24 protein-coding genes are annotated in these 23,788 nt (G+C 47.2%); 9 read left to right on the top strand and 15 right to left on the bottom strand.

The window, feature by feature from the left end; genetic code table 11:
* From AC3A8L_RS08445 to cspD, 3 genes are all read right to left on the bottom strand, one after another.
* Nucleotides 1-462 (bottom strand): NUDIX hydrolase (locus tag AC3A8L_RS08445; RefSeq protein ID WP_487961800.1); only part of this gene is annotated, 462 nt, incomplete at its 3' end.
* On the bottom strand, nt 459-1,064 hold the full coding sequence (locus AC3A8L_RS08440) for a pseudouridine synthase (protein WP_487961799.1): 606 nt from the start codon (nt 1,062-1,064) through the stop codon (nt 459-461). The genes AC3A8L_RS08445 and AC3A8L_RS08440, both read right to left, overlap by 4 nt.
* 55 nt (nt 1,065-1,119) lie before the next feature.
* Complete coding sequence (cspD, locus tag AC3A8L_RS08435; protein ID WP_487961798.1) at nt 1,120-1,419, bottom strand: cold shock domain-containing protein CspD; 300 nt, start codon at nt 1,417-1,419, stop codon at nt 1,120-1,122.
* A gap of 295 nt (nt 1,420-1,714) precedes the next feature.
* Between cspD and clpS the strand changes: the two genes are divergently transcribed.
* Nucleotides 1,715-2,056, top strand: a complete 342-nt coding sequence (clpS, locus tag AC3A8L_RS08430) for an ATP-dependent Clp protease adapter ClpS (protein WP_487961797.1) — start codon at nt 1,715-1,717, stop codon at nt 2,054-2,056.
* Nucleotides 2,057-2,075: 19 nt separating this feature from the next.
* Nucleotides 2,076-4,355, top strand: coding sequence for an ATP-dependent Clp protease ATP-binding subunit ClpA (gene clpA, locus AC3A8L_RS08425; protein WP_487961796.1), 2,280 nt, complete (start codon nt 2,076-2,078; stop codon nt 4,353-4,355).
* A gap of 98 nt (nt 4,356-4,453) precedes the next feature.
* Here the strand turns inward: clpA and infA are convergent, their stop codons facing one another.
* The 5 genes from infA to AC3A8L_RS08400 all read right to left on the bottom strand — a co-directional run bounded on the left by infA (nt 4,454) and on the right by AC3A8L_RS08400 (nt 8,143).
* On the bottom strand, nt 4,454-4,672 hold the full coding sequence (infA, locus tag AC3A8L_RS08420) for a translation initiation factor IF-1 (protein ID WP_487961795.1): 219 nt from the start codon (nt 4,670-4,672) through the stop codon (nt 4,454-4,456).
* 201 nt (nt 4,673-4,873) lie between these two features.
* Nucleotides 4,874-6,157 (bottom strand): hypothetical protein, encoded by a 1,284-nt coding sequence (locus AC3A8L_RS08415; RefSeq protein WP_487961794.1) that lies wholly within the window; start codon nt 6,155-6,157, stop codon nt 4,874-4,876.
* Between the two features lie 90 nt (nt 6,158-6,247).
* Entirely contained in the window at nt 6,248-6,934 is a 687-nt protein-coding gene (locus tag AC3A8L_RS08410) for a hypothetical protein (RefSeq protein WP_487961793.1), read from the bottom strand.
* Nucleotides 6,924-7,604, bottom strand: coding sequence for an anti-sigma factor (locus AC3A8L_RS08405; RefSeq protein ID WP_487961792.1), 681 nt, complete (start codon nt 7,602-7,604; stop codon nt 6,924-6,926). Before AC3A8L_RS08405 ends, AC3A8L_RS08410 begins: the two co-directional genes overlap by 11 nt.
* Nucleotides 7,586-8,143: an RNA polymerase sigma factor gene (locus AC3A8L_RS08400; protein WP_487961791.1), complete on the bottom strand. Its 558-nt coding sequence runs from the start codon at nt 8,141-8,143 to the stop codon at nt 7,586-7,588. The genes AC3A8L_RS08405 and AC3A8L_RS08400 overlap by 19 nt, the downstream gene beginning before the upstream one ends.
* Nucleotides 8,144-8,317: 174 nt before the next feature.
* Here AC3A8L_RS08400 and AC3A8L_RS08395 point away from each other — a divergent pair, with 174 nt between their 5' ends.
* The 3 genes from AC3A8L_RS08395 (at nt 8,318) to AC3A8L_RS08385 (ending at nt 10,844) form a co-directional block, all read left to right on the top strand.
* Nucleotides 8,318-9,688, top strand: a complete 1,371-nt coding sequence (locus AC3A8L_RS08395) for an HD-GYP domain-containing protein (protein ID WP_487961790.1) — start codon at nt 8,318-8,320, stop codon at nt 9,686-9,688.
* Between the two features lie 40 nt (nt 9,689-9,728).
* Nucleotides 9,729-10,613 (top strand): carbon-nitrogen hydrolase family protein, encoded by an 885-nt coding sequence (locus tag AC3A8L_RS08390; protein WP_487961789.1) that lies wholly within the window; start codon nt 9,729-9,731, stop codon nt 10,611-10,613.
* Nucleotides 10,614-10,709: 96 nt separating this feature from the next.
* On the top strand, nt 10,710-10,844 hold the full coding sequence (locus AC3A8L_RS08385; protein ID WP_487961788.1) for a hypothetical protein: 135 nt from the start codon (nt 10,710-10,712) through the stop codon (nt 10,842-10,844).
* Between the two features lie 40 nt (nt 10,845-10,884).
* Here AC3A8L_RS08385 and AC3A8L_RS08380 read toward each other — a convergent pair whose 3' ends face one another.
* The 4 genes from AC3A8L_RS08380 to AC3A8L_RS08365 all read right to left on the bottom strand — a co-directional run bounded on the left by AC3A8L_RS08380 (nt 10,885) and on the right by AC3A8L_RS08365 (nt 15,249).
* Nucleotides 10,885-12,648 (bottom strand): alpha-amylase family glycosyl hydrolase, encoded by a 1,764-nt coding sequence (locus tag AC3A8L_RS08380; protein ID WP_487961787.1) that lies wholly within the window; start codon nt 12,646-12,648, stop codon nt 10,885-10,887.
* Entirely contained in the window at nt 12,645-13,868 is a 1,224-nt protein-coding gene (locus AC3A8L_RS08375) for a glycosyltransferase family protein (protein ID WP_487961786.1), read from the bottom strand. The genes AC3A8L_RS08380 and AC3A8L_RS08375 overlap by 4 nt, the downstream gene beginning before the upstream one ends.
* Complete coding sequence (locus tag AC3A8L_RS08370) at nt 13,861-14,655, bottom strand: HAD-IIB family hydrolase (RefSeq protein WP_487961785.1); 795 nt, start codon at nt 14,653-14,655, stop codon at nt 13,861-13,863. The genes AC3A8L_RS08375 and AC3A8L_RS08370 overlap by 8 nt, the downstream gene beginning before the upstream one ends.
* 183 nt (nt 14,656-14,838) lie before the next feature.
* Nucleotides 14,839-15,249 carry an SMI1/KNR4 family protein gene (locus AC3A8L_RS08365; RefSeq protein ID WP_487961784.1) on the bottom strand — a complete coding sequence of 137 codons (411 nt, stop codon included), beginning with the start codon at nt 15,247-15,249 and terminating at the stop codon, nt 14,839-14,841.
* 270 nt (nt 15,250-15,519) lie between these two features.
* Here AC3A8L_RS08365 and AC3A8L_RS08360 point away from each other — a divergent pair, with 270 nt between their 5' ends.
* The 4 genes from AC3A8L_RS08360 (at nt 15,520) to AC3A8L_RS08345 (ending at nt 21,813) form a co-directional block, all read left to right on the top strand.
* Nucleotides 15,520-17,460 carry a hypothetical protein gene (locus AC3A8L_RS08360; protein WP_487961783.1) on the top strand — a complete coding sequence of 647 codons (1,941 nt, stop codon included), beginning with the start codon at nt 15,520-15,522 and terminating at the stop codon, nt 17,458-17,460.
* Nucleotides 17,461-17,593: 133 nt separating this feature from the next.
* Nucleotides 17,594-19,840, top strand: a complete 2,247-nt coding sequence (parC, locus tag AC3A8L_RS08355) for a DNA topoisomerase IV subunit A (RefSeq protein ID WP_487961782.1) — start codon at nt 17,594-17,596, stop codon at nt 19,838-19,840.
* 363 nt (nt 19,841-20,203) lie between these two features.
* The gene (locus tag AC3A8L_RS08350; protein WP_487961781.1) at nt 20,204-20,575 is read left to right on the top strand and encodes a glutathione S-transferase N-terminal domain-containing protein; all 372 of its coding nucleotides are present in this window, start codon (nt 20,204-20,206) and stop codon (nt 20,573-20,575) included.
* 5 nt (nt 20,576-20,580) lie between these two features.
* A complete protein-coding gene (locus AC3A8L_RS08345; RefSeq protein WP_487961780.1) occupies nt 20,581-21,813 on the top strand; it encodes a Wadjet anti-phage system protein JetD domain-containing protein in 1,233 nt (410 codons plus the stop codon).
* 44 nt (nt 21,814-21,857) lie between these two features.
* Here the strand turns inward: AC3A8L_RS08345 and AC3A8L_RS08340 are convergent, their stop codons facing one another.
* From AC3A8L_RS08340 to AC3A8L_RS08330, 3 genes are all read right to left on the bottom strand, one after another.
* The gene (locus AC3A8L_RS08340; RefSeq protein WP_487961779.1) at nt 21,858-22,649 is read right to left on the bottom strand and encodes a TrmH family RNA methyltransferase; all 792 of its coding nucleotides are present in this window, start codon (nt 22,647-22,649) and stop codon (nt 21,858-21,860) included.
* The gene (locus AC3A8L_RS08335; RefSeq protein ID WP_487961778.1) at nt 22,646-23,401 is read right to left on the bottom strand and encodes a pyridoxine 5'-phosphate synthase; all 756 of its coding nucleotides are present in this window, start codon (nt 23,399-23,401) and stop codon (nt 22,646-22,648) included. The genes AC3A8L_RS08340 and AC3A8L_RS08335 overlap by 4 nt, the downstream gene beginning before the upstream one ends.
* The coding region (locus tag AC3A8L_RS08330) for a peptidylprolyl isomerase (protein WP_487961777.1) at nt 23,401-23,788 on the bottom strand (388 nt) is incomplete at its 5' end. The genes AC3A8L_RS08335 and AC3A8L_RS08330, both read right to left, overlap by 1 nt.

Genomic DNA, 23,788 nt, shown 5'->3' with positions numbered 1-23,788 from the left:
ATTCTCCGGGTAGTCGTAAAGGCTGTCGAGCGGGAGCTTGAATCCTTGCTCAAAGCGCTCAATATCATTCAGTATGAGGGGGCTTCGCAGTGCGTGTTTCAATGCCATAATCTCGGCCTTGGTGAACCAGTGTGCACTAATAATCCCATTATCGAGTGCTACGCTTGTATCGTGCTCTATTGTGCTAGCGATAAAAGTGAAGCGAATGTAGGTTTCTTGGTTGCTGGGGGCCACGTAGCGGCTCATGCCTAGCAGGCTTTCGATTTTAACGTGCCAGCCGGTCTCCTCAAAGGTTTCGCGCTTTGCAGCTTCAATTAAAGATTCGTTGGGCTCAAGGTGGCCTGCCGGCTGATTGTAAACTTCTTTACCGTCAGCTATCTCTTTTACCAATAGGTACCTACTGTCGCGACAGATAACAGACGCAACAGTAACGTGTGGATTCCAGTCTCGAGCATTAGTCATCGTTTTTTTCTCTGGCGGGGCCTAGGTGTTTTTGTACCTACCGGTTTGGGTAGGTGGATGGTTTCTTCTCTGCAATCGCCGGGCTGAAGCTGATCCAGTTTCCAGTTTCCTATTTGTGCTCTTACTAGGCGCAATGTAGGGAGGCCAACGGCAGCGGTCATGCGCCGCACTTGTCGATTCTTCCCCTCGGTTAAGGTTATTTCCAGCCAGTGGGTGGGGCTGTTAAGGCGCTCCCGTATGGGCGGGATGCGAGCCCAGAGCTCGGGTGGTTCGATAACTTTTGCTTGGCAGGGCTTGGTTGGGCCGTCTTTAAGTGTCAAACCTGCTGACAAGGCCTTAATTGCCGTTGGCGAAGGGAGCCCTTCAACCTGAACCCAATAAGTCTTGGGCAGTTTAAATTTGGGGTTTGCGAGTTGGTGCTGCAGACTTCCATCACGAGTCAATACGACAAGACCCTCTGAGTCGTAATCTAACCTGCCGGCAGCGTAGTAACCACTATATCGATGCGTATCGATATAGTCAGATAGGGTCTTACGTCCCTGCGTATCAGTAAACTGAGTGAGGGTATGAAAGGGTTTATTGAGTAAAAGGACTATCGCCATGGTTACGCACGCAAAAAACAATGCGCATTGTAACGGCCTGGCGAGTTAGTGCAAATTAAACGTGTTCGTGCACGTCGTCATAAGCTGCCTCTACTTCCGTGGCACTAGGCGGCGCAGTACTGGTCGGTAAAACTGACCGTTCGACTTGATCTTCTGCGGCTCTAATATTGGCGGCATGCAGGCCTTTTTCCCCTTGTTGGATTTCAAACAAGACAGATTGGCCGGCTTTGAGTGTGCGAAAACCGTCCATTTCTATGGCCGAATAGTGCGCAAAGATATCTTCACTGTTTTCATCAGACAAAATGAACCCAAAACCCTTGGCGTTATTAAACCACTTCACTATACCTGTTGGCATTTTTATACCTTTTGGTTATTTGTGATCTGTTGCATCAGCGTGTGTATGCAACGTTTTTATTATTATTCTGGCTTTGCCCATCAAGAAAAATTATTTGAAAAACTGAGACTGGGCAATAGTTGAGCAATTTGTAATCAACTCGAGCAATGCTGTCAAGTTTTTGTTGCTATTTTCTCTGCCGTGCGCACAACTTTGAGCCATCTGCGGTAATATTGACGCTAGTTTTCATCATTTGTGACGTGTGTAGATCATGGGTAATCTAGAAATACTTCAGCTACCATTAGGTAGAACGTGTGTGATTAACGATTCATTAGAGCATGATGGTCAGGACGGTGATGTTGCGGTTGAAATAGAAAAACCAAAATTGAAACGTCCACCGATGTATCGGGTCTTAATGTTAAATGACGATTACACACCGATGGATTTTGTAGTGGAGGTGCTAGCAAGTTTTTTTGGTATGGATGCCGAGAAAGCAACGCGCACAATGTTAGCGGTACATACTGAGGGTCGGGCAACTTGCGGAATTTATTCTAAAGATGTTGCCGAAACCAAGGCTATGGTAGTCAATAAGTATGCACGGGAGCATCAGCATCCATTGCTATGCGAAATAGACGTTGTTGAGGATGGAGATCCTTAGAACATAAGGTAAAGCGACTATGTTGAGCAAAGAACTGGAAATGACATTAAACACGGCTTTTAAGGGCGCTCGCTCTAAACGGCACGAGTTTATGACTGTCGAACATTTATTGTTGGCGCTACTCGATAATGAGTCTGCGGCAGCTGTGTTGCGCTCATGTGGCGCCAACTTGAATATTTTGCGACAGGAGCTGCTTGAATTCGTTGATTCAACCACGCCATTAATTCCTGAAGCCGATGATCAGAGAGAGACTCAGCCGACTTTGGGTTTTCAGCGCGTGTTACAGCGCGCTGTATTTCATGTCCAGTCCTCGGGTAAAAACGAAGTGACGGGCGCTAATGTGTTGGTCGCTATTTTTAGTGAGCAAGAAAGCCAAGCGGTGTATTACCTCAAGCAACAAAGTATTGCCCGTATTGATGTCGTCAATTACATCACACACGGCATTACTAAGGTTTCTGGTGGCTCGCAATCGGATCACCATGGCGGTGATTCTGCGCAGGATCAAGGTGACGAGGATGCAATCTCGCCAGCAGGAGAGGGCGGCGCTACAGACCCTCTCGATTCTTACACCACTAATCTCAATGAACAGGCTCGTGCAGGCCGTATTGATCCGCTTGTTGGACGCGATGAAGAAGTTGAGCGAGTGGTTCAAATTTTGGCCCGCCGCCGCAAGAACAACCCTTTGTTGGTCGGTGAGAGCGGCGTTGGTAAAACCGCTATTGCAGAAGGTCTCGCCAAAAAAATTATTGATAACGAAGTCCCTGAAATTTTAAGCAACAGTGTTGTGTATTCTTTGGATCTTGGGGCTCTGCTTGCAGGTACTAAATATCGCGGTGATTTTGAAAAACGCTTTAAAGCTTTGCTTGCAGAGCTGAAGAAGCGCGATCACGCGGTATTGTTCATTGACGAAATCCATACAATTATTGGTGCTGGTGCCGCTTCTGGCGGGGTTATGGACGCCTCAAATTTGCTTAAACCACTGCTAACGAGCGGTGATTTGCGGTGTATTGGGTCTACAACCTTCCAAGAGTATCGTGGCATTTTTGACAAAGATCGCGCGCTTTCTCGCCGTTTCCAGAAGATTGATGTTGATGAGCCTTCAGTCGAAGATACCTACAAAATTCTTAAGGGGCTTAAAAGCCGCTTTGAAGATCATCACAAGCTTAAATATACCGACGGTGCGTTGCGCGCTGCTGCCGACTTAGCGGGTAAGTACATCAATGATCGATTTATGCCAGACAAGGCTATTGATGTCATTGATGAGGCGGGTGCTTATCAGCAGTTGCAAGCACCTAGTAAGCGTAAAAAACAAATTGGCGTGAAAGATGTTGAGGCTGTCGTTGCTAAAATAGCGCGGATCCCACCTAAAACGGTATCGTCTTCTGATAAAGATTTGTTGATGAAGCTTGAAGATAGCTTGCGGATGACTGTGTTCGGTCAAACCGATGCCGTGGATGCTGTTTCGTCGGCGATTAAGCTTTCACGAGCAGGTCTGGTTTCTGGTGATAAGCCAGTAGGTTCTTTCTTGTTTGCTGGTCCTACGGGTGTTGGTAAAACAGAGCTCTGTAAGCAGCTGGCTTCGGCCTTAGGGGTTGAGTTGTTGCGCTTTGATATGTCTGAGTACATGGAGCGCCATACGGTGTCACGCTTAATTGGCGCGCCTCCTGGCTATGTCGGTTTTGATCAGGGGGGCTTGCTAACAGATGCGGTCACCAAGCATCCGCACAGTGTTGTACTGCTAGATGAAATTGAAAAAGCGCATCCAGACGTTTTTAACTTACTGCTCCAAGTCATGGATCACGGCAAGTTAACAGATAATAATGGCCGCGCTGCCGACTTTAGAAATGTCATTTTAATTATGACAACTAATGCCGGTGCTGAAGTGTCTAGCCGAGCCTCAATTGGCTTTACGCAGCAGGATCACACCACGGATGCAATGGAGATTATCAAGAAAGGCTTCTCTCCTGAGTTTAGAAACCGTTTAGATTCAATTATCCAGTTTGGTGGTTTAAGTTTCGATGTTATTGAGACTGTGGTTGATAAATTCTTGGTCGAGCTACAAAGTCAGCTGGATGATAAGAAGGTTTCGTTAGACGTTAGTGATGAAGCAAGGAAGTGGCTTGCGGAGCATGGTTACGATGAGAAAATGGGCGCTAGACCGATGGCGCGTATTATTCAAGACCAAATCAAAAAGCCACTGGCTGAGCTGGTACTGTTTGGCAAGTTATCGGATAAAGGCGGTAATGTATTCGCAACAGTTAAAGGCGGTAAGATTGTCTTAGAAGCTGAAGAGGCGTAAAGGGTTTAGCTACTCTCGCTCTCGCTCTGGGCTTCGGTAATAAAAAAAGGGGTAGACCTAATAGGTCTACCCCTTTTTTTATTACCGAATAATGCTTATTAGCGGGCTCGGTACGTAATGCGGCCCTTGCTGAGGTCATAAGGTGTCATTTCAACCTTAACCTTGTCGCCAGTTAAAATGCGGATGTAGTTTTTACGCATTTTTCCTGAAATATGAGCGGTAACAATATGTCCGTTTTCAAGCTTCACACGAAACATTGTATTGGGAAGGGTATCAACCACTTCACCTTCTAATTCAAAATTGTCTTCTTTTGCCATTCGGCGAAGTCCTCATTTAGTCGCTAATTGACGCTATCAGACAGCGCCGCTACCTCAACCGCAGGAGGCGGTTTTATCGAAGCGCGCAATTCTGCCTTAAGTTGGCTCGATAGCCAAGCTTTTAGCGTGAAAACTACGCAGATTACAGCAAATAGGCGGTAATCCGAGCGCGAGTCGACAAGTCTTGCTGTTCAATAATGATTAGAGCGTTATCGAAATTGTTAAAAAAAGCCGTTGAATATCTTGTAATGAAGCGGGCGCTGCAAAATAGGCATATCGCAAATGTGTTTTTAATTGATGGAAATCAGGTAATTTAATGTCAACGTCAAGCTCTTTACCGAGGTAGTGGGAGCTGGAGTAGTTTGTGAAGTGGTGGCCTGTCACCGTGGCTTTATAGCCACTTAAGGCATATCGAGCTTGAATGCTGTGATCGGTAATGCCTTGACTGGGGGTTGAAAGAAACTGATCGGCAAAGCCCTGAAAGTCGTGAAGCGAAGCCATAGGCGTGATATAGGGCGTCTCGCTTTTACTGCCGAGCTGTTCTTGTTCAAGTGCGAAGTGCCAGCGGCGGTTATTAAGTTCTCCGCGTATACGGGTATACGGGATGTGGCTGATATTTTTACGCTCTTGTAGGCTTAAGTCTGCTTCAAATGCTGCCTTAGCGCTTCCGAGTGCTTTTTTCCATTGATAGGTCGCGCCGTAACTACGGTAGTTAAGTGCCGGGGCAGTTAGGTTGTCGTTATCTATGTAGTAGCCACCCACTTTATGGGTATCGAGTATTGTGGTGTTGAATGCTCCTACAAGCGTTTTGAGGTCATGCTGCCCTTGCAGCTCCTGAGGGCGAAAACCGTTAAGTGCTTGGTAGTTGTGATCCGAAGGTTTTAAAAAGGCTTCAGCCTGTGGGCCTGAGATGCGATAAGCTTTTGATAAATAACTAACGTTAATGTTAGTGGTCATTCCTACGGTGTAATTGAGTTGGGTTGCACTGAAGGTTTGTTCGTCCTGCCAAAAGCCATTACTGCCGATGTGCCGTTGATTATTTAAGCTGAGACGTTGTTTGCCGACTTTGAGCTCAAGCGCTTTCCAGTGACCATTTAACCAGGCTTCGTTAATTTGCGTGCTGGGTGCATCTGGTATTACTGGCATTGAGTTTATTCGTACGCCGTCGCTGTGCCTGTCCTGCCAGTAGGTGGCAATATGATCAAAGGCTATCTTTGCCTCAATTGTTTTGTGAAGAGGTTGCTGCCAGCTTAGGCGAAGCCTGTAAGAGGCCGCGCTTCCTGTCGTTTGCTGCTCCTGATGTGCTGCGCGTGCACGTAAGCTAAGCGCCGGAGCTTTAAATGCAGCAATGTCTGTCTTGGTTATTGGCTTGGTGGGCTCTGAGTAAACATTATGACTCAATAGGCAGGTTATGCATGTGCTTAAAAGGTATGAAATTCTTTTGGTTAAAAAGCGAGCGTTACGTTTGTGGCTGTGTGCAGCCATGGCAAGATTTTCCTTGTTACGTCTGTTGTGATGGTGCGTTCCGCGCGAACCTTATCGAAGGCGTGGACTGAGCGCAATCACTGGTTAGGGCTATTGCCAATCTTCCGCGTTGCCATCATGGAAAATCGTAATGCTCAATAGCTGGTCCATTTGATCATAGAGTTCATCGGGCATCGGGTTTTGGCGCACATCTAAAAATTGCAATTCGTCGAGTCCGCCAATATCGAGAGTGGGAAGATTGTTGTTAAACAAGTACAGTTTTATGAGTTTGCCCAGTTTTTGGTGGTGGAATCGCGTTAGCCGGTTGTTGTTGGCTCGGATTAAAATGGCGGCGGGTAGCTCTAACTCTAAGCTTTCAATGTTGGTGCTAAAAATAAAAAGTTCCTGTAGTTTTGAGTGAGAAAGGTGAAGCTCGGTCAGTGGATTTTTAGCGATATTGAGCTTCAGGAGGTTTGGCAGCTTAGAAAACTGAAAGCTTTCAATGTTGTTGTTGAAAAGAGAGAGCTCTGTTAATGCTGTGAATTGCTCAAGGCCATCAAGATGGGTAATTTTTTTACTGTGGCATTTGAGCTTATGAAAATTACTCAATGATGACCATTGCTGTTTTTCCTGAGTTTTTTTTACACACTGTTGCAATGGTTTGTCTTTAATTTTTTTTAGCGCAGCAGAGAAGTCGTTGTCCATTTCTGCGTGCGTAAAGCCTCCAAGTAGCAGCAGGTAAGCACCTAAGAGTGCGAGTCTGGATTGTCTGGGATGACAAAAGCTATTACGTTTCAATGTGTGAATTCTCCATGCGAATACAGGGGCCTTTCGCCAGAATGGTATCGCTTGGCTCATCAATGGCCGAGCCACCGTCTTCTTCAGCTGAAAGTAGCAGGCTATGTGCGTCTGTTATCAGCCGCCATTGCGCTGGGTTTAATTCAATGGATTGAGTGGGGCTTTCTATTACAGAAATGGATCGATATTGCCCGTCTCGTTTAGATTTTGCCCATAACTGCATGGCTTCTTTGGGCTGCTGGGCAGACCACTGTAGTGTTAACTTCTGTTGGCTACCGTAGCTGGCTGCCGTTATTAAAGGGGTTCCGTTGGCGTCAGCCAATATCGCAAGGTAATCAGGCGGTGGCGATTGCCAAAAGGGGAGCAAAATGGCGGTGATTAATAGGCTCGCGAATGAGGCGCCGGCAATGGCGGGCGTCAGCCATTGCCGGCGCCGAGGTTGGGCACTAATCCGCTTGCTAATGGCCTTCCATGTGTCGGGGTTGACGGGCTCCTCAACGCTGCTGCTATTCAGTGGAATTAACTGTTCTTGCCAGAACAGAACCTCGTGTTCGAGTGTCCTGCTCATTCTCATTGTGAGTTCAAAGAGCCTGCGCTTAATGCCCCGCAAGCTACCAGTGACGTAGAGAAATGCCCAGTTGTTGTAAGTTTTTAATAGTGCATGAGACATTTTCTAAGATTCTCCTGTGCGCGATGAAGCCATGATTTAACGGTGTTAACTTTTGTTTTGAGTTGAATGGCAATTTCTTCGCGACTGAAACCCTTTAAATAGGCGAGTTTTACACTGGTGGCTTGAGTTTCGCTGAGCTGTTCAATGCAGCGGTTTAATTGTTGGGCGTTTTCGTTTTTTAATAGGTTGCTCCAAGGTCCGTTGTCGCAATGTGACTCGGCTTCATCGTCTTGAATAAAGGTTTGTTGGTAGCGCTTGTCTTTGGCTATACGGTCTAGGGCGCGGTAACGAACGATGCTGGTAAGCCATGTTAGTGGTTTAGATCGCTCTGGTTGATAACTTGCCGCGTTGTGCCAAATTTGGACAAAGGCGTCTTGCAGGATATCGTTACTGGCGTCGCGACTTTTTACCATGGCGAGCGCTACACCGTTGAGGTAGGCGCTGGTTAGCGTATATAGCCGATAAAATGCTTGTCTATCGCTCAAAGCGGTAAGCGCTATTAGGGCGCGCATTTCATTCTCTTTTTCGTCTTTTGTCATGCCGCTATCTTATTATGTTTATAGATTGCAGTGTATACGTCTTGTCGTCGTGTAAAGTTGCAGCATCAGAAAATTTTACTTATGTCTGTCCGTAGGTACTAATGATATGCACCAGTCTGCTTATGGTGTCTATACTAAAGTTTATAAGTATCGATTGATAACATAAGGCCTTCAATGACCTCGACGTTTTGTGCATCTAATAATCTAAAGCATTTTGCCGAACACCTTGTTCAGGTAAACCGCCAAATGCCCGTGGTATTTACGGCTAACCTTACAGCAGGTTGCGGCAAGGTCCTGGCTACTGCTGGGCAAGTTTTTGATGAATCATTTGTTAAAAGTCTACAAGAATTGCAGGATGCGCCAAATTACCTAGCTCTTATTGGCGTTGCAAAACCGCTTACGGCGGAGCAAGTGTTGAACGATATTACTGAGTTGATTGAGAAGGACAAGGCCTTGCTTGCGCTTTCAGAGAGGCATGTTACGTTCAATGATTTTAGCGTGTTGAGCCATCGTGTAGAGGAGCTGACGCCGGTGATGCTGCAGCTAACGGTGCTTAAAGTGCAGCTGCCAATGGTGTACGAGCAAGCGCTATTTTGTGCGTGGTTGGGTGTTATGCTCATGCAAAAATTTAATCGTACATCAAGCGACATTTTCAATATATTTTTACTGGCATTGGTGCATGACGTGGGCTTGCTTCACGTTCCGGTGGAATATGTTAAAAGCAGGAAGAAATTCAATTACAAGCAGTTGCGGGTGTTACAGCTGCATACGGTTACAGGTTTTGAGGTCTTGCGGGCGATATCAAAGGTGCCTGAGGATATCTTGCGCGCCATTGCTGAGCACCATGAAAACCTTGACGGTACGGGTTATCCACTGGGTAAAGTGGGTAATACGATAGGGCGTTTTGGTCAGTGTTTGAATTTTTTGGATGCGATTAATGCCATTTACAATAAGCGAATCAAGCCTGGCGAGCGCCCATTGCGCGATTTGATTCCTATAATCCAAATGAATGGCCATAGCCGCTTCGGTATTTTGGGTAAAAAACTCATTGAATGGTTAAAGGAAATGCCTGCGCCCAAAGTGCGGGCGGTGCCAAATGTGCTTATACCTTTCTTGATTCAGGCCGTGCGCGATCGTAATGGTTATATTGCGAGTTGCGTCGATATTATGGCTCAGCTTTCCGCTGATGTGGGTTTTCGTCATGGCGATCAGCGCGTTTTTGCACTGCAAAATACGGTAATCCATATCAATATATCGATTACCCAATCGGGTATTATTAACGCCGCTTATATGCGTTGGTTAGATCAGGTTGAAGCTGAAGGCTTGGCGCATGCATACCGCGAGGTTGAGGATGTATTTCTAATGATGCAGGAAGTGGTTTATCACATTGGTAAATTACAAAATCAAATCGAGTATTTCCTTACGACTCCCTGCGATACAGATGAGGCGTATAAGCTCAGGCGAGGGCTTGAACGTTTGGAGCGAGTGACCATGCCAAGGATTCACCCTAACCTCGAAATTTTGTGGATTGCTAACGTTCATTAAGTTGTAATAAGCCTTTTCAGCTAACGGATAAAGGCTTCCTGTGACTAACTCCTATTCCACGATTAACGTCGCCGCCATTCAGATGGTGAGTACAGCGCATCGTGAACTCAATCTTAAATGCGCTGAAAGACTCATTGCTGATGCTGCTGAAGGCGGCGCTCAGTTAGTTGTTTTGCCTGAAAGTTTCGCGCTAATGTGCGGTGAGGATGCTAGAGCCTTAGGGGAGCAAGAGGAGAGCGGTCAAGCCTTGCAATTGTTTTTACAGCAGCAGGCGCGCGTTAATAAAATATGGCTTTTTGGCGGGACAGTTCCACGGATATCGCCTATTCGACACGGCTTGCCTCTGTTATCTGGTATTGAGCCCGCCCTCGCATCCGCACCCAAGGCTTACGCTGCTGTGCACGCTTTTAATCCAGAGGGTGATTTGGCGGGTAGATACGATAAAGCACACTTGTTTGATGCCGGGGTAGATGATGGCGTTGGTCAGTATTTTGAGTCGAATACGATAGTGGCGGGTAATACTCTGGGCATTGTCGATACTCCTTGGGGGCGGGTTGGCGTAGGCGTGTGTTATGACCTGCGCTTCCCCGAGTATTTCCGGCGCCTACAGCAGGCAGGTACCGACTTACTGGTTGTGCCGTCGGCGTTTACCTATCATACGGGAGTCGCTCACTGGTCTGTTTTACTGCGAGCACGAGCGATTGAAAACCAATGCGCAGTTATTGCGGCAAATCAAGGTGGACAGCATAGTCCAAACCGTAAGACCTACGGCCATAGCTGTATTGTCGATGCTTGGGGGAGTGTATTAGCCGAGCAGCAAGTGACGGGCGAGGGGGTGGTGCATGCTGTAATTGATCTGCATGCCCAGAATACGCTTAGGAGAAAAATGCCGGTGTTGGAGCATCGACGATTACTTGAAAATTGATCGATATCAAAAGCTAGAATCGCCAGCCTTTTATGCTGTTTATAGGCGCTGTTGTTTTGAAGCGCTATAACCTGTGTGAAAAAGTGAGGGCGTGTTATGCAAGTTGATTTTGTGATTGGTTTAAGTTTGCTTGTGGTTGTTGCGATGCTTGTTGGTATGGGCTACGCCGTACGTTATGTGGCGCAGCATATAAAAAATGATGCAGCGCGAGCCGATAAGGCATCGCGCTGAGCTAGGCTGCATTCGAGCGGTGTCGGCTTTCTTGCCTGATTTATTCACCGCTAGGGGCGATTTGTCGATAATTTTGATTACTTAGCCAAATGCTTTGATAGGGCGCAAGCGTTATTGTTTTCTGGGTTTTGTGAAGCTGAGTATCCGTGAGTAAATCCCACCATGCATCCAGCTCGATAAGATTAATATCGCTCAGTAATATGCTTTGTGGTTGATCGCTAATATTGTTAACGCAAAAAATACTCTGTTGCCGGTTTGCACATTGACGCCAAAACGCAAAAATCTTGTCGCCCAAATGCAAGGTGAGCTGTGTGGCGTTGGGGTTAAAGGCAGGCTGCCCTTTTCGAATAGTCAGCAAATTCTTTAGTGCTGCAAAAACATGCGCATGGTGGCTTTCTGTATCTTCAAGCGCTTCTTGAAGTGCATTCAAATCCCATTGGTGTCGATTTATGGCGCGGTTGTGGCCTGTGTTTTCGGCACGCAGATAATCGTTGGGGGTGCCAAACAAGCTGTGCAAATAGATGGCCGGCACGCCCTCTACCGCAAGCATAATGGTATGCGCACTAATAAAACGCGCCAGTTGGTGCCCGTCACTGGCATTTTCAAAAGTGCTTTTGAAGGCGTCCCAAAGTGCAATATTGAGCTCATAGGGCTTCATGGTGTTGGCATCAACAGAGCGCCAAGAAATTTTCCCGCCGTTTCTTTCCATTAATTCCGCCAGTGAACGCGTGTCATCATCGCTTAACAGCCCTTCTGCGGGTCGAAGTCCAATGCCGTCGTGGCTTGCTATAAAGTTAAGGTAAGCGGTACCGGCTTGGGCCGGCGGCATGGACATTAACCAACCTTTCAGCGCCGTAGCGTCTCCGCTTACCAAGGTATACAGCAGCAGTGGCGGGAGCGAGAAGTTGTATACCATGTGCGCTTCGTTGGCATTGCCGAAATAAGAAATATTCTCGCGATTGGGAATGTTAGTCTCGGTGATAATGATCGCTTCGGTATTGCAGTGTTCTATTAATGTGCGAAATAGTCGGATGATCTCATGCGTTTCGGGCAGATTAATACAGTTTGTTTTTATATCTTTCCAGAGAAAGGCAACGGCATCTAAGCGGAATATTTTTGCACCTCGGTCCAAGTAAAACCGAACAATTTTAACAAACTCCAATAACACCTGTGGGTTAGCAAAGTCGAGATCCACTTGGTCGTGGCTAAACGTGCACCAAATATTTTTTTCACCCGAGGCGGTTTCGGTTGGGCGCAGTAATGGCGAAGTACGCGGTCGAGTGATATGGCTTAAGTCTTGGTTGGGGTCTTGCTCAATAAAATAACTGGCGCCGGGCTCGATACCTTTTTTGTAATTGTCGAACCAGCGCCCACGTGATGAGCAATGATTGATAACAAGATCGGTCATCAAATTAAAATCACCGGCAATCGCCGATATGTCATTCCAAGTGCCGTGTCCCTCATTCACTTGGAGGTAATCAATGACGGCAAAGCCGTCGTCCGAGCTCCAAGGGAAGAAAGGCAAAATATGTATACCGTTAACAAAACCCGTAAGGTTAGCCCGAAGAAATTGGCGCAGTGTCTTTAACGGCGCCTCGCCTTCGGTTTTGATACTGTCACTGTAGGTAATTACAATTGCGTCTTGTTGTGTCCACGGATTATGGTGGGGTTCAGGGGTAGCAATAAAGGTATCCAAGCGCATTTCTTGCAAAATGCTATGGGTGAAATCCGTATTGTCGTGTGCTGAATAAATGACATCTAAGTGAGCTTTCACGCGTTCAGCCAAATCTTCAAGGGCGCTCATGGGGCAAATTCCTCCATATCTTGGGCTACAGCCTCAAGCATTGATTGTTGTAATTGTGGTAGCGCGCTGCTTACGCGGTTCCAGCTTGGGATGAAAGGGCGTTCCATGGGGTTTTCTAAAAAGGCTAACCCGGCTTTCAATATGTTGGCTGCAAACAGCTCGACGGCCTGCTCTTCTTGATGAATATCCATGGTTAAGCCGTTCATTTTGGCGTCGTTGGCGTAAGTTTCGATAAGATCCAACGCAATGCGGAAATACGTCGCTTTTATTGAGCGGAAGGTCTCGCTTGAAAAGACGACGCCGTTAGTTGCCAGTTTTCGGAATATGGCCTTAGAAATATCAATCGACATTTTTGATAGACCTGCCTGATCGTTATCTGTCGAAAGGTTTTGATGTTTATGGTCATAGACGTCGGCAATATCGGCTTGGCAAATACGGTTGGTAGAATAGTTGCGTTTCATCTCGGCTAACACGCCAATTTCTAGGCCCCAGTCGCTGGGTATGCGAATGTCTTGGACCGAGTCTGTTCGCATTGCAAACTCACCGGCCAAGGGGTAGCGAAAGCTATCGAGATACTCTAAATACTCTTGCGGACCAAATATTTTGGTGAGGGCGCGCAATAGCGGAGTGACTAACAGGCGGCTTACGCGGCCGTTCATTTTACCATCGGCAATGCGAGCGTAATATCCTTTACAAAAGGTGTAATTGAATTGTGGGTTGGCAATGGGGTAGATTAAGCGTGCGAGCAAGTCTCGCTTATAAGTCACTATGTCGCAGTCATGCAGGGCGAGGGCGCTGCTATCTTTTGAGGCAAAGGCGTAGCCGAAGCAAAACCAAACATTACGACCTTTGCCTGGCTCGCCAATGGATAGTCCTGCATCAATCAGTTGTTTGTGTGCTTTTTTAAGCCGAGGGCCGTCATTCCAAAGCACTTTATAATTTTGCGGAAGCTGCGAGAAAAATTTCAAGGCCTTGCGATACTGGCTTTCGTCAGCTTTATCTAGGCCAATTATGATCTCGTTAAGGTAGGGCACCTTTGCAAGCTCTTCAATAATTGGCTGCATTGCAGGGCCTTCCAGTTCAGAATAAAGGCAGGGTAGTACCAGCCCTAACTTTCGATGCTGACTAAACTCTACCAATTCTTGTTCGAGCTCGTCTACGGGGCGTCGTGTCAAATTGTGTAATGTAGTTACGATACCGTTCTGATGAAATTCACCCATGGTTATTCTCCAATATTGTCATTATTGCGTCATTCCAGCCGGCTGGACCGTATGCGCTTGTGTAGTGAATATTTTGATGATCTGTTGGTAGGCTTGGAAAGTCTCGAGTAGGATTGTTAACAACAACGGCGGTATCGGCTTGTGTCAGCATGGAGACATCATTGGTGCTATCGCCGAGCGCTATAATGTGAGCATCAGGCATGCGCAGCACACGAAGTAAGTGATCAATTGCACGCTGTTTGCTCACTCCACGGCTAAGTGCATGATAGAAACGGCCGCCTTGTACGATATCAATATTGAAATCCTTAGCGGCGCGCTCAAATTCAGGGAAAGCTGTTTTTTTCCCTTGCCATAAAAAAGGTTCGCTATAGCGTCGATTTTTAGCGTTGATGGATTCCTCAAGGCTAAGGCCTGTTTGGCGGGATATTTCTTCCGGGCTCATTTCGTGAAACCCCCAGAGGTGGAACCGAGAGTCACGCTTGAGGAGCTGTAGTTTTTCTATGATGAGGGGGTAGCGGGGCGCGAGGTCGATAATTTTGCCGTCAGGCATCAAAATGCCTGAGCCATTTTCGCAAATGATTGGGGCCTCTAGTCCAATATTTTTTACGAGATACTGTGTTTCAGTAAAAGTTTTACTGGTACAGGGTACAACCAGAATTTCACGCCGCCGCGCTTCGCTTAGCGCCGGTTTGGCGCTTTCCCAACTGTAGTCGTGGTGGTCAAGTAGGGTCCCGTCTAGGTCAGAAACAATAACAAAGGGTTGTTTTCGATCGGGCGTTTCGAGCATAGGATTACCTTCGTGCCCAAGTTTAATTGAGCACCAAAATGGGCTTACGAAGGTTAATGCATAAATAATGCCGGGCTTTGATATAGGCTAAAGTTGGGTTGTTTATTGCTCGTTAAGTATGCTTGGCGGTCTTTTGTTTGTCCTGGCGCATCTTTTTGGTGCGCGCGTCAGTGTGTTTCCGCTTTAGCTATTTGCCCACTCGGACTCAGCCCAGGACCAAATAGAGGGCCATTCGCCGGGCTGTTGTTTACCATCACTCCAGTAGACTACTTGGTCTTCAAGGTCTAAGCAGAAATAACCTTCAGGTGTTTGGCAAACGGGAAGAAGCTCTCGCGGCAGTCCGTTCTCCCATGCATGGCTCGCGACGTCGGGAAGATAGGTGTGCGAGCTGGGGTCGTTAACAGTCACGGGCTCTAGTGTACCTATAATAAGGTCTGAGGCTGTCAGTAGGAATTCGCGAAAGTCACCGCGTATTTGTACATAGATCATTTCTTCGACTTCAAGGATGTCGTCGTGATCGGGGAGCTCTAAGTCAACGAGGGCTTTCTGGTGAGCGGTTTTTAAAATTGGAAGGGTTGATGCTTTGTCTGCCATGTGTAGATCTTCGCCAGTTTGATTTGCCCTCTATTTTGGGGTGTAAGAGCAAAAAATCAAGCTTCTTAAAGCTTCTATATGAGCTAATACGCTAAAACACTTCTAAAATGACGGGGATCTCGCTATATTAAGTGGTTAAACTTAGATAAGTAGTCGCTATTTATTCTTATTGGGCGGCAAGCTTGAGTTGGCTCTATTGTTGGGAATCTGATGTAGAGCTCAGCTCGATAAACTAATAATAAAAATCAAAGAGCAGGCAGGAATTGCATTATGCGCTTAATCAAGTGGTCATTCGGACTCATTATCGGCTTGGTGCTAGTGGTCGCAATCGCGCCCATTGTGGCCAAACATTATGCCGTGTATTGGTTGACCGAGCAGGGGTATAACGCTCAAATTGAAACCGTTAGTTTCAACGCCATTAGCGGTAAATTAACGGTTGCTGGCTTGGATATTCGCAAGAGTAGTGAGCAAGGGCTTCGCATCGATTTACTAGAGGCTCACATTAAAGTACCTGAGCTGCTCAGTCAGGAAGCTGTCATTAGACGCTTACGAACGCAAGGGTTGCGATTAGATCTCGGTACGCTCGACACAAATTTTAGTGAATTTACTACGCCGATCGAAAGCTTTGTCAATAGACACATGCCGGCTTGGCGGTTTGAAGTCATCAACTCTTTGAATGAGCACCTTGAAGTTTGCCGTACCGGGTTGTCACCCAGTGGTAAAGCGCTATCGCAGTGCTTCAGTATCGGTAGTTTTGCGTTGCGTGATGCTACTGTTCAAAACACCAGTAAAGGTTGGCAGTTATCTACGCGATCTACATCGCACTTGCAGAGAATGTATTTCAAAGACCATTTTAATGGCACATCACTACTTTACTTGGGCGATGCAAAAATCCGTGATGTGGTTGCCGATCCATCAGAGCGACGTATTGGCCAGATCGCGCTGAAAAGCTTTCATCTTGTTGAACGCAGTGAAATCGAAACGCAGCGACTGGATACGCCCTATCAGACCCAGCTTGATAGCCTACTGATTAACGATATTGTAGAAACTCGCTCAAAAGAACAGATTCGATTGCAATTAGGCTTGGTCGATGCAACCGCTCTTCGGCAGACCCTGCACAAAGATCATAATGCGGCTTTTGTTATCGTTGAGCGTTTAAGGGAGGTCTTTCCTTCCTTGGATCTAGCGATGAGCGATAAGGTTGCCATTGGCCCTGATGTTATTGTCGAGGTAATGAAAACACGCATTATTGATGGTGGCATCGCTTGGCTAGATGATTCTGTATCCCCGCCGGCGCAGGAAGCACTAACAGGCTTATCGTTAGAGCTGGGGCCAGTGAGTAGTGCTCAGCCCGAAAAGCGATCCCCAATTATTTTCATCGCTCGCCTAGGTGATGATGGAGAAATTGTAATGCGAGGCCGTTTAGCACCTTTTTCCGAGCATCCTAACTTCTCAGTTGAAGGGCATGTTAAGGGCTTGGATCTTGCCAAAATGTCGGCTTATACGGAAACCTTGTTTACTGAAAAAGTATTGAGGGGCCGCTTGGATGCTAAATTTAGAGCCGAAGGGCAGTCTTCAAATGTTCAGGGTGATTCGGCTATAAGGCTGAGTGATATTTCTACCGGCGGGGGCGCGGCCATGAATGGCGTGCTTAGTTTGCAAGACTCTTTTACGACTTTAAAAGATAAAAATCAATCCGTTGATTTTGAAATGTTTTTTGATTTTGATCTGTTGACTGTGGATTCTTTGGGTGAGGCTTTGGGGCGTCAAAGTAAGCGTACTTTGAGTGATTTGGCAAGAGGGATTAAGCCTCAGCGTCGAGCACTTAAACCCACCACTGAAGAGGGCATGGTTTTCGAGCCGCTCAAATACAACCCCAGTGAGCATGAACTTATGGGCGCACAAGCGGTTCGCTTTAAGGATATTACAGTGCTCGCAAAAGAGTACCCTCATAAAATGTTGTCCATATGCCCCGTAACGACTGGTGGCGAGTGGGCTGGTTTATTTCGTCATGGCAAATCGCTTAAATCTTGGGAGCAAATTCCCTCAAGCGAGCGCAAACATTTATTAGGCCTCTCTCGGCTTCGTGCTAAAGCGGTACTCACAAAGCTCGAGGACGCGGGTATCGCAAAAAATCGCGTGAAGTTATGTGAGCCTTCACTAAAGTTGACTGATGACGGACCTTCGTTTCTCTCGGCTTTGCTGCAATAAATACATGGGTTCTGATAAGTGTTGGGGTAATGTTGAAATGACTCTTTATCCCAATGTTTTCATCATAAGGCGTTGCATAGTCAACCCTTGACCCTATAGTCTTCTGCATTCGTTAATCTATATAGCGTTATTTATGTCTGATCTTTTGATTCCAGGGGCTGATGAAGTCCTTCCGCTGAACGTTTTCACTGAAAAAGCGTATTTGGATTACTCCATGTACGTCATCCTCGACCGCGCCCTGCCACACATTGGCGACGGCTTAAAGCCTGTTCAGCGGCGCATTGTGTATGCCATGAGTGAGCTTGGCCTTAAATCGAGTGCCAAGTTTAAAAAGTCTGCACGTACCGTGGGTGATGTGATTGGTAAATACCATCCGCACGGCGACTCGGCAGCTTATGAAGCTATGGTGCTAATGGCGCAGTCTTTTTCGTTTCGCTACCCATTGGTGGATGGCCAAGGTAACTGGGGCTCCCAGGATGACCCTAAATCTTTCGCCGCAATGCGTTATACGGAAGCCCGATTAACGAAGTTCTCAGAGGTCTTACTCGGAGAGCTAGGGCTGGGGACTGTTGATTGGCAACCTAACTTCGATGGCACGATGGATGAGCCGGTGGTGCTCCCCGCACAGGCTCCTGCGGTGCTACTAAACGGCACTACAGGTATTGCTGTTGGTATGGCGACAGATATTCCACCGCATAACCTTCGAGAAGTAATCGACGCTACAATTTTACTACTGGATAAACCTAATTCAACCGTCGAAGAGTTGTGTGAGTTTATTCAGGGCCCGGACATGCCCACAGATGCTGAAATTATTACGCCGCGCGCGGATATTATCAGCATGTATAAAACGGGGCGTGGAAGTACCAAGATGCGTGCTCGATGGGAAATAGAAGATGGCGATATCGTTATTACTTCTTTGCCGCATCAGGTGAGTGGCAATAAAATTCTTGAGCAAATTGCACAGCAGATGCAGGCCAAAAAGCTGCCAATGGTGGCGGATTTACGCGATGAATCTGATCATGAAAATCCGACTCGATTAGTGATTGTCCCTCGCTCAAACCGTATTGATATCGAAGGGGTGATGAATCACCTTTTTGCGACGACCGACTTAGAGCGCAATTACCGCATCAACATGAACGTGATTGGTATTGATGGTCGCCCTGCGGTTAAACCGCTAAACGTCATGTTGAGCGAGTGGCTGGAATACCGTGCCGAAACTGTCCGTAAGCGTCTACAGCACCGATTAGATTGGGTTGATCGCCGTGTGCATTTGCTGGACGGTATCTTGATTGCGTATTTGAATCTCGATGAAGTGATTCATATCATCCGCACGGAAGATAAACCTAAGCAAGTGCTGATGGAGCGCTTTGAGTTATCGGAAGATCAGGCGAATTATATTCTTGATACCCGATTGCGGCAGTTGGCGCGATTGGAGGAAATGAAAATTCGAGGTGAGCAAGAAGAACTTGCGACTGAGAAAGAGAAATTGGAGGGCTTGTTGGGTTCAGAGCGCAAGCTCAAGAGTTTGATTAAAAAAGAGCTAAAGGCTGTTGCCAAAGAGTATGGCGATGATCGTCGATCTCCTATCGTGGCGCGTAGTGAATCAAAAGCCTTCAGTGAATCTGACCTGCTTGGAAGTGACCCTGTTACTGTTGTTCTGTCTGATAAGGGCTGGATACGTGCCGCTAAGGGGCACGATATTGACCCGAATGGTTTGAGTTATAAAGCGGGTGATGGGTTTAAGTTATTTGTAAAGGGCAAAAGTAATCAGTCGGTGATGATGATTGATTCTACGGGGCGGAGCTACTCGTTACCGGCCCATACCTTAGCTTCGGCAAGGGGGCAGGGCGAACCCATTACCGGCCGATTAAGCCCGCCTAGTGGCGCCTCAATTGAGGCGTTAATCATGGGTCAAGATGATCAGTCTGTCCTGCTGGGTAGTGATGCGGGTTATGGTTTTATTGCAAAGCTCAGTGATCTTCAAACTAAAAATAAAGCCGGTAAAGCGCTGCTTTCATTGCCTTCGGGCGCGAAAGTGTTAACGCCGCGCTTTGTAACAATCACAGAAGAAACCTATCTTATAGCCGCGAGTAATGAGGGGCGTATGTTGGTATTCCCCATTTCTGAACTACCTATCCTGGCGAGAGGTAAGGGCAATAAAGTGATTAGTATTCCCGGCGCTCGCGTGCAGTCCAGGGATGAGTTTATGGTTGATGTGGTTGCTTTTGTACCGGGCCAAAGCTTGAAAGTCTGGGCAGGGAAGCGGCACTTGGCAATGAAATTATCGGATATGGAGCATTACATTGGAGAGCGTGGGCGCCGCGGGCATAAACTTCCGCGAGGCTTTCAGCGAGTGGACCGACTTGAGGTTGTTGATTAGCCAATCTGGTGGGTGAGAATCCCTGAGTAGAGTCCTTAGGGGCGAGGAAAAAATACTTTATCCAATAATACTTGTCTCCTGCTTCCTCAGCAGTGTTGCTCAAAGAGTTGCAGGCCCTGGCATGCGCCTCTTCAAGCTCCTTGTGGAGAAAACAGGATCCTTCGTCTAATTGGACAAACTATTATTACCCCGCCCCTTAGAAGGGATTAGTATTTCAGGCTTGCCCTGTTTCTTTGCTACACTCCGCGCCCAATGGCTTAGTCTTGGCAGCATTTTTGTGTGGCGGACTGAGTATTTGTTCTGTTTTATCTTGTTGGTCGCTCGTTTTCGGTGACCACAAGTTTGTTGTTTTAAGGTGTACTGATGTTGTTAAAAATGCTGCGAGAGGGTTTGGGGCGAATACTGGTTTTCATTGACTGGATCTCGCGGGCAAAACCTTTGAAGCGTGGAGGTGAGCAGCAGCAGGCTGTTAATGCGAGTGCAGAAGGCCTTTCTCTTTACCAATTTCATGCTTGCCCTTTTTGTATCAAGGTTAGGCGGCGTATTCATGCGTTGAATGCACCGATTAAGCTGTGTGATGCTCAAAATGATAATCGAAAGCGGCAAGAGCTAAGCGCTGAAGGCGGTCGGTTAAAGGTCCCTTGTTTGCGAATTGAAGAGTCGGGCAAGGTGCGCTGGATGTATGAGTCTGGCGATATCATTAATTACCTCGATCAACGTTTCGGTTCTGTATAAATATTATGCTTCAAGCTTTCGATCCTGTATCTCAGCAGCTTATTCAAACCTTAGTTAATTTAGTTAATCGCTCTACGGGCGTTGTTGATGGCGCGCGTTTGCCAGTGTCATCGCAGTTTGCGGGTAGCTATGTTTATGCATCCCCCAATAGCCGTCGCGTTTGCCATGATGCCCTCAAGCCTTTAGAGGATATGGGCTTAATTGAGTGTGGCTGGCACCTTAAGGTGCTGGAGGACTTCGAAACGCTTAAACATATTCAGGTCCCCAGAGGCAAAGCTTTTTTGGAGTACCTGAGTATTGCGCCTCAGGTCGACATGGTTGCAAATGCGGCAACGACACTTGTCGATTTAAAGTGCGGCGTGGATTGGATCGATCATAAAATTAACGAGATTGGAGAGCGCTGGCGTCTGGGTGCTCGGTATTTGTCGCTGGGGCCGGAACATATCGCTCAGGTGGTTATTGCGGCAACAGTGGCAAAAAAATTGGCGAAAGAACCGCTGCGCGGTAGAAATATTCGCGCGTTAAGCTTGGACTGGTTTGGTGCCGTGCATACTATTGATGAGCATAAACAGGTAATTACGCTGTTTTGTGAATCGAAGATCCACCCCGCTGCAAAAGAGCTCGATTATGTTGATCAGCTGGCGAGCTTAGGTTTAATCCATAGTTCATCGCTATTGCATTTGCGTGGTCCATTTGAAGCCATTTGTGATGACGACAAGTTGATTGACGTTGGCGGCTGGGCAGGCGCGGCGCTTTGTTCCGAGTTTATTCGGGGCTTTGAGCGAACGTCTGTGCCGGACTATGTGCTAACCATCGAAGATATTACCTTATATCAGCGTTATGTGGCTGCTGTGCAAGATAACGGTTTGGTAATGTATGTCGGGGACTTTCCTACGTCGCGAACCTTGGGCTTTTACGAGAAGTTTATCGATAAATTACCCCCCGAGGTGCCGCTGTACCATTGGGGTAATATAGATTTAGCGGGTTTTAAGTCTTTGCTGGCACTGCAAAGTAAGCTGCTAATGCGGCGGGTGTTACCTTTTAACATGGGCGCAGATCAGTTAGTGGCGAATATTGCGCCCGGTGGACCGTTAGGGCTTAGCAAATTGCGCAAATTGGCTTTCAGCTGTCAAAAAGAGATTCGTGATACCTTGATCGGTATTGCCAGCTTACCTGAAGATAAAGTGCGTGAATGCCCCAGCGATTGCATGGCCATTGTTGTACCTACCGAAACTTAAATCTATTCAGGCAGTAATGATTACTGCCTGAATAAGCGTACCGTTTAGCGGTAAAGTCGGTGAAAGGCCACAAGGCTACCGGCAATACTCACATTAAGAGATTCCACTCCATTAGCCATCGGTATACCGAGTTTGTGCTGACAGGCTTTCATAACACCTGGGCTTACGCCATGGGTTTCGTTGCCCAACACATAAACATTACGCCCTGTTAATGGAAGGTTTTGTAAGTTGTGCCCGGCGCCACCTGCGAGTGCAAAAGCTTGCGTATTGTGTTTTTTCAAACCTTTTATGGCATCACTTAAATCATCACAGCGAATAATGTTGGCCTTGAATAGCGTACCTGCGCTCGCTTTAATAACGAGGGCATCTAAGCGTGCACAGCCCTGATTGGGTAGAAGTAGGGCGGTACTGGGTGAAGCGCAGACTGAGCGAATAATCATGCCGAGGTTTTGCGGGTTAGTGACCGCATCTACAGCGATAAGGTCAAAGTGCTCTGGTAAATTTTCTTCAAATTCGGCAAGGGTTGTGAAGCCTAAGCATTGGATGTCTAGCGCGATGCCTTGGTCCTGCTTGCTGTTTTTAGAAATTCGGCTGAGCGCGGCGCGTGAATGATGTAATATTTCGGCGCCCTTGGCTTTGGCAAGCCGGGTAATATCATCGATTACGCTGGCTGATTTATTACTGTCGGCCAGATGTAAGCGAAACGGCGAAATGCCGTCTTGCTCCAAGGCTTCGAGTACGGGTTTGCGACCATAAATGGTTAATACTTTTGCGAAGGCGGCTTTCTTTTGTAAATACGCCTGGCTATCTGTTTTGTCGCTACTTGTTGATGTCATGCGCAGATCCCCAAATAGGCCTTTAGCGTGGTGTCCATTCCTAATAATAATGAGTCGACGGTAAAGGCATGCCCAATAGAAACTTCAGCCAAGTAAGGAACCTGCTTGAATGAAGGCAGGTTTTCTAGGTTAAGGTCGTGCCCTGCATTGACGCCAAGGTTTAAAGCGTGAGCCGTTTTGGCTGCATCGATATAGTCCTTGATAAGTGCGGGTAGCTCTTCGCTTTGTTGTTGGTGGGCTGCAGCGAATGGGCCGGTGTAAAGCTCAATACGATCTGCGCCTATAGCTGCCGATAACTCTACTTGTTCCACGATGGGATCCATAAATAGGCTGCTGCGAACAGAAAGCTCAGTGAGCTGCTGAACTATTGGCTGTACGGCATCACGGCTGGAGGTTAAATCGAAGCCGTGGTCCGAGGTCAATTGGCTGTCGCTATCAGGCACTAATGTGCATTGGTGTGGACGAGTATCTTTGACTAGTGCCATTAAGCCGGGGTAGTCGCCGCTAGCGGGTGCAAAGGGGTTGCCTTCAATATTAAATTCGGCACCCGGGTAGTCGCTCACTAACTTACGTAATGCGTAAACATCGTGGGGCCGAATATGGCGTCCGTCTGGGCGTGGATGAACTGTAAGTCCTTGAGCGCCGCCGTCTAAGCATTTTTTGCCAAAAGCAACTACGTCGGGGTAGTTGCCTTCGCGGGAGTTCCTGATAAGCGCAATTTTATTCAGGTTAACCGAAAGAGCGATCGACATTAAGGAGCTTCCTCTTGTGCCGTCTCGGCAGGTGTTGGAATGGGTGTTTCAAAAACCATTGCAGCGGCAGGCTTTAAGCGTTTAGAGGCTGTAATTAATACTGTTTCATTCGGTGCGTTACGCTGGCCTGTTGCGCTGTGTTTGCCGCGCGGTAGCTGGGTAATAGCAATGGCGACATCCGTTCCCTGAATCACACTGCCAAAAACGGTATAGCCAGGTCGACCATCACGTGAATCTAAGTTGGGGTTATTAACAACATTGATATAAAACTGTGATGAGGCGCTGTCTGGGTTGCTTGTTCTGGCCATAGCAATCGTGCCGAGTGAGTTAGGCAGGCCCCCGGTTGATTCATTAACAACGGTGCCGAGGGCTTCTTTACGTGAGAAA

It is taken from the genome of Marinagarivorans sp. (genome assembly GCF_982758155.1).
This window is presented reverse-complemented; position numbering and strand designations above follow the sequence as displayed.

Bases quoted from the DNA above. Each gene is read 5' to 3' on its own strand.
- infA (WP_487961795.1), bottom strand. From the start codon at position 4,672: ATGGCAAAAGAAGACAATTTTGAATTAGAAGGTGAAGTGGTTGATACC.
- AC3A8L_RS08335 (WP_487961778.1), bottom strand. From the start codon at position 23,401: ATGTCGATCGCTCTTTCGGTTAACCTGAATAAAATTGCGCTTATCAGG.
- AC3A8L_RS08380 (WP_487961787.1), bottom strand. From the start codon at position 12,648: ATGAGCGCCCTTGAAGATTTGGCTGAACGCGTGAAAGCTCACTTAGAT.
- AC3A8L_RS08400 (WP_487961791.1), bottom strand. From the start codon at position 8,143: ATGACAAAAGACGAAAAAGAGAATGAAATGCGCGCCCTAATAGCGCTT.
- AC3A8L_RS08345 (WP_487961780.1), top strand. From the start codon at position 20,581: ATGCTTCAAGCTTTCGATCCTGTATCTCAGCAGCTTATTCAAACCTTA.
- AC3A8L_RS08340 (WP_487961779.1), bottom strand. From the start codon at position 22,649: ATGACATCAACAAGTAGCGACAAAACAGATAGCCAGGCGTATTTACAA.
- AC3A8L_RS08405 (WP_487961792.1), bottom strand. From the start codon at position 7,604: ATGTCTCATGCACTATTAAAAACTTACAACAACTGGGCATTTCTCTAC.
- AC3A8L_RS08365 (WP_487961784.1), bottom strand. From the start codon at position 15,249: ATGGCAGACAAAGCATCAACCCTTCCAATTTTAAAAACCGCTCACCAG.
- AC3A8L_RS08360 (WP_487961783.1), top strand. From the start codon at position 15,520: ATGCGCTTAATCAAGTGGTCATTCGGACTCATTATCGGCTTGGTGCTA.
- parC (WP_487961782.1), top strand. From the start codon at position 17,594: ATGTCTGATCTTTTGATTCCAGGGGCTGATGAAGTCCTTCCGCTGAAC.
- cspD (WP_487961798.1), bottom strand. From the start codon at position 1,419: ATGCCAACAGGTATAGTGAAGTGGTTTAATAACGCCAAGGGTTTTGGG.
- AC3A8L_RS08395 (WP_487961790.1), top strand. From the start codon at position 8,318: ATGACCTCGACGTTTTGTGCATCTAATAATCTAAAGCATTTTGCCGAA.
- AC3A8L_RS08415 (WP_487961794.1), bottom strand. From the start codon at position 6,157: ATGGCTGCACACAGCCACAAACGTAACGCTCGCTTTTTAACCAAAAGA.
- AC3A8L_RS08440 (WP_487961799.1), bottom strand. From the start codon at position 1,064: ATGGCGATAGTCCTTTTACTCAATAAACCCTTTCATACCCTCACTCAG.
- AC3A8L_RS08375 (WP_487961786.1), bottom strand. From the start codon at position 13,868: ATGGGTGAATTTCATCAGAACGGTATCGTAACTACATTACACAATTTG.
- clpA (WP_487961796.1), top strand. From the start codon at position 2,076: ATGTTGAGCAAAGAACTGGAAATGACATTAAACACGGCTTTTAAGGGC.
- AC3A8L_RS08350 (WP_487961781.1), top strand. From the start codon at position 20,204: ATGTTGTTAAAAATGCTGCGAGAGGGTTTGGGGCGAATACTGGTTTTC.
- AC3A8L_RS08385 (WP_487961788.1), top strand. From the start codon at position 10,710: ATGCAAGTTGATTTTGTGATTGGTTTAAGTTTGCTTGTGGTTGTTGCG.
- AC3A8L_RS08370 (WP_487961785.1), bottom strand. From the start codon at position 14,655: ATGCTCGAAACGCCCGATCGAAAACAACCCTTTGTTATTGTTTCTGAC.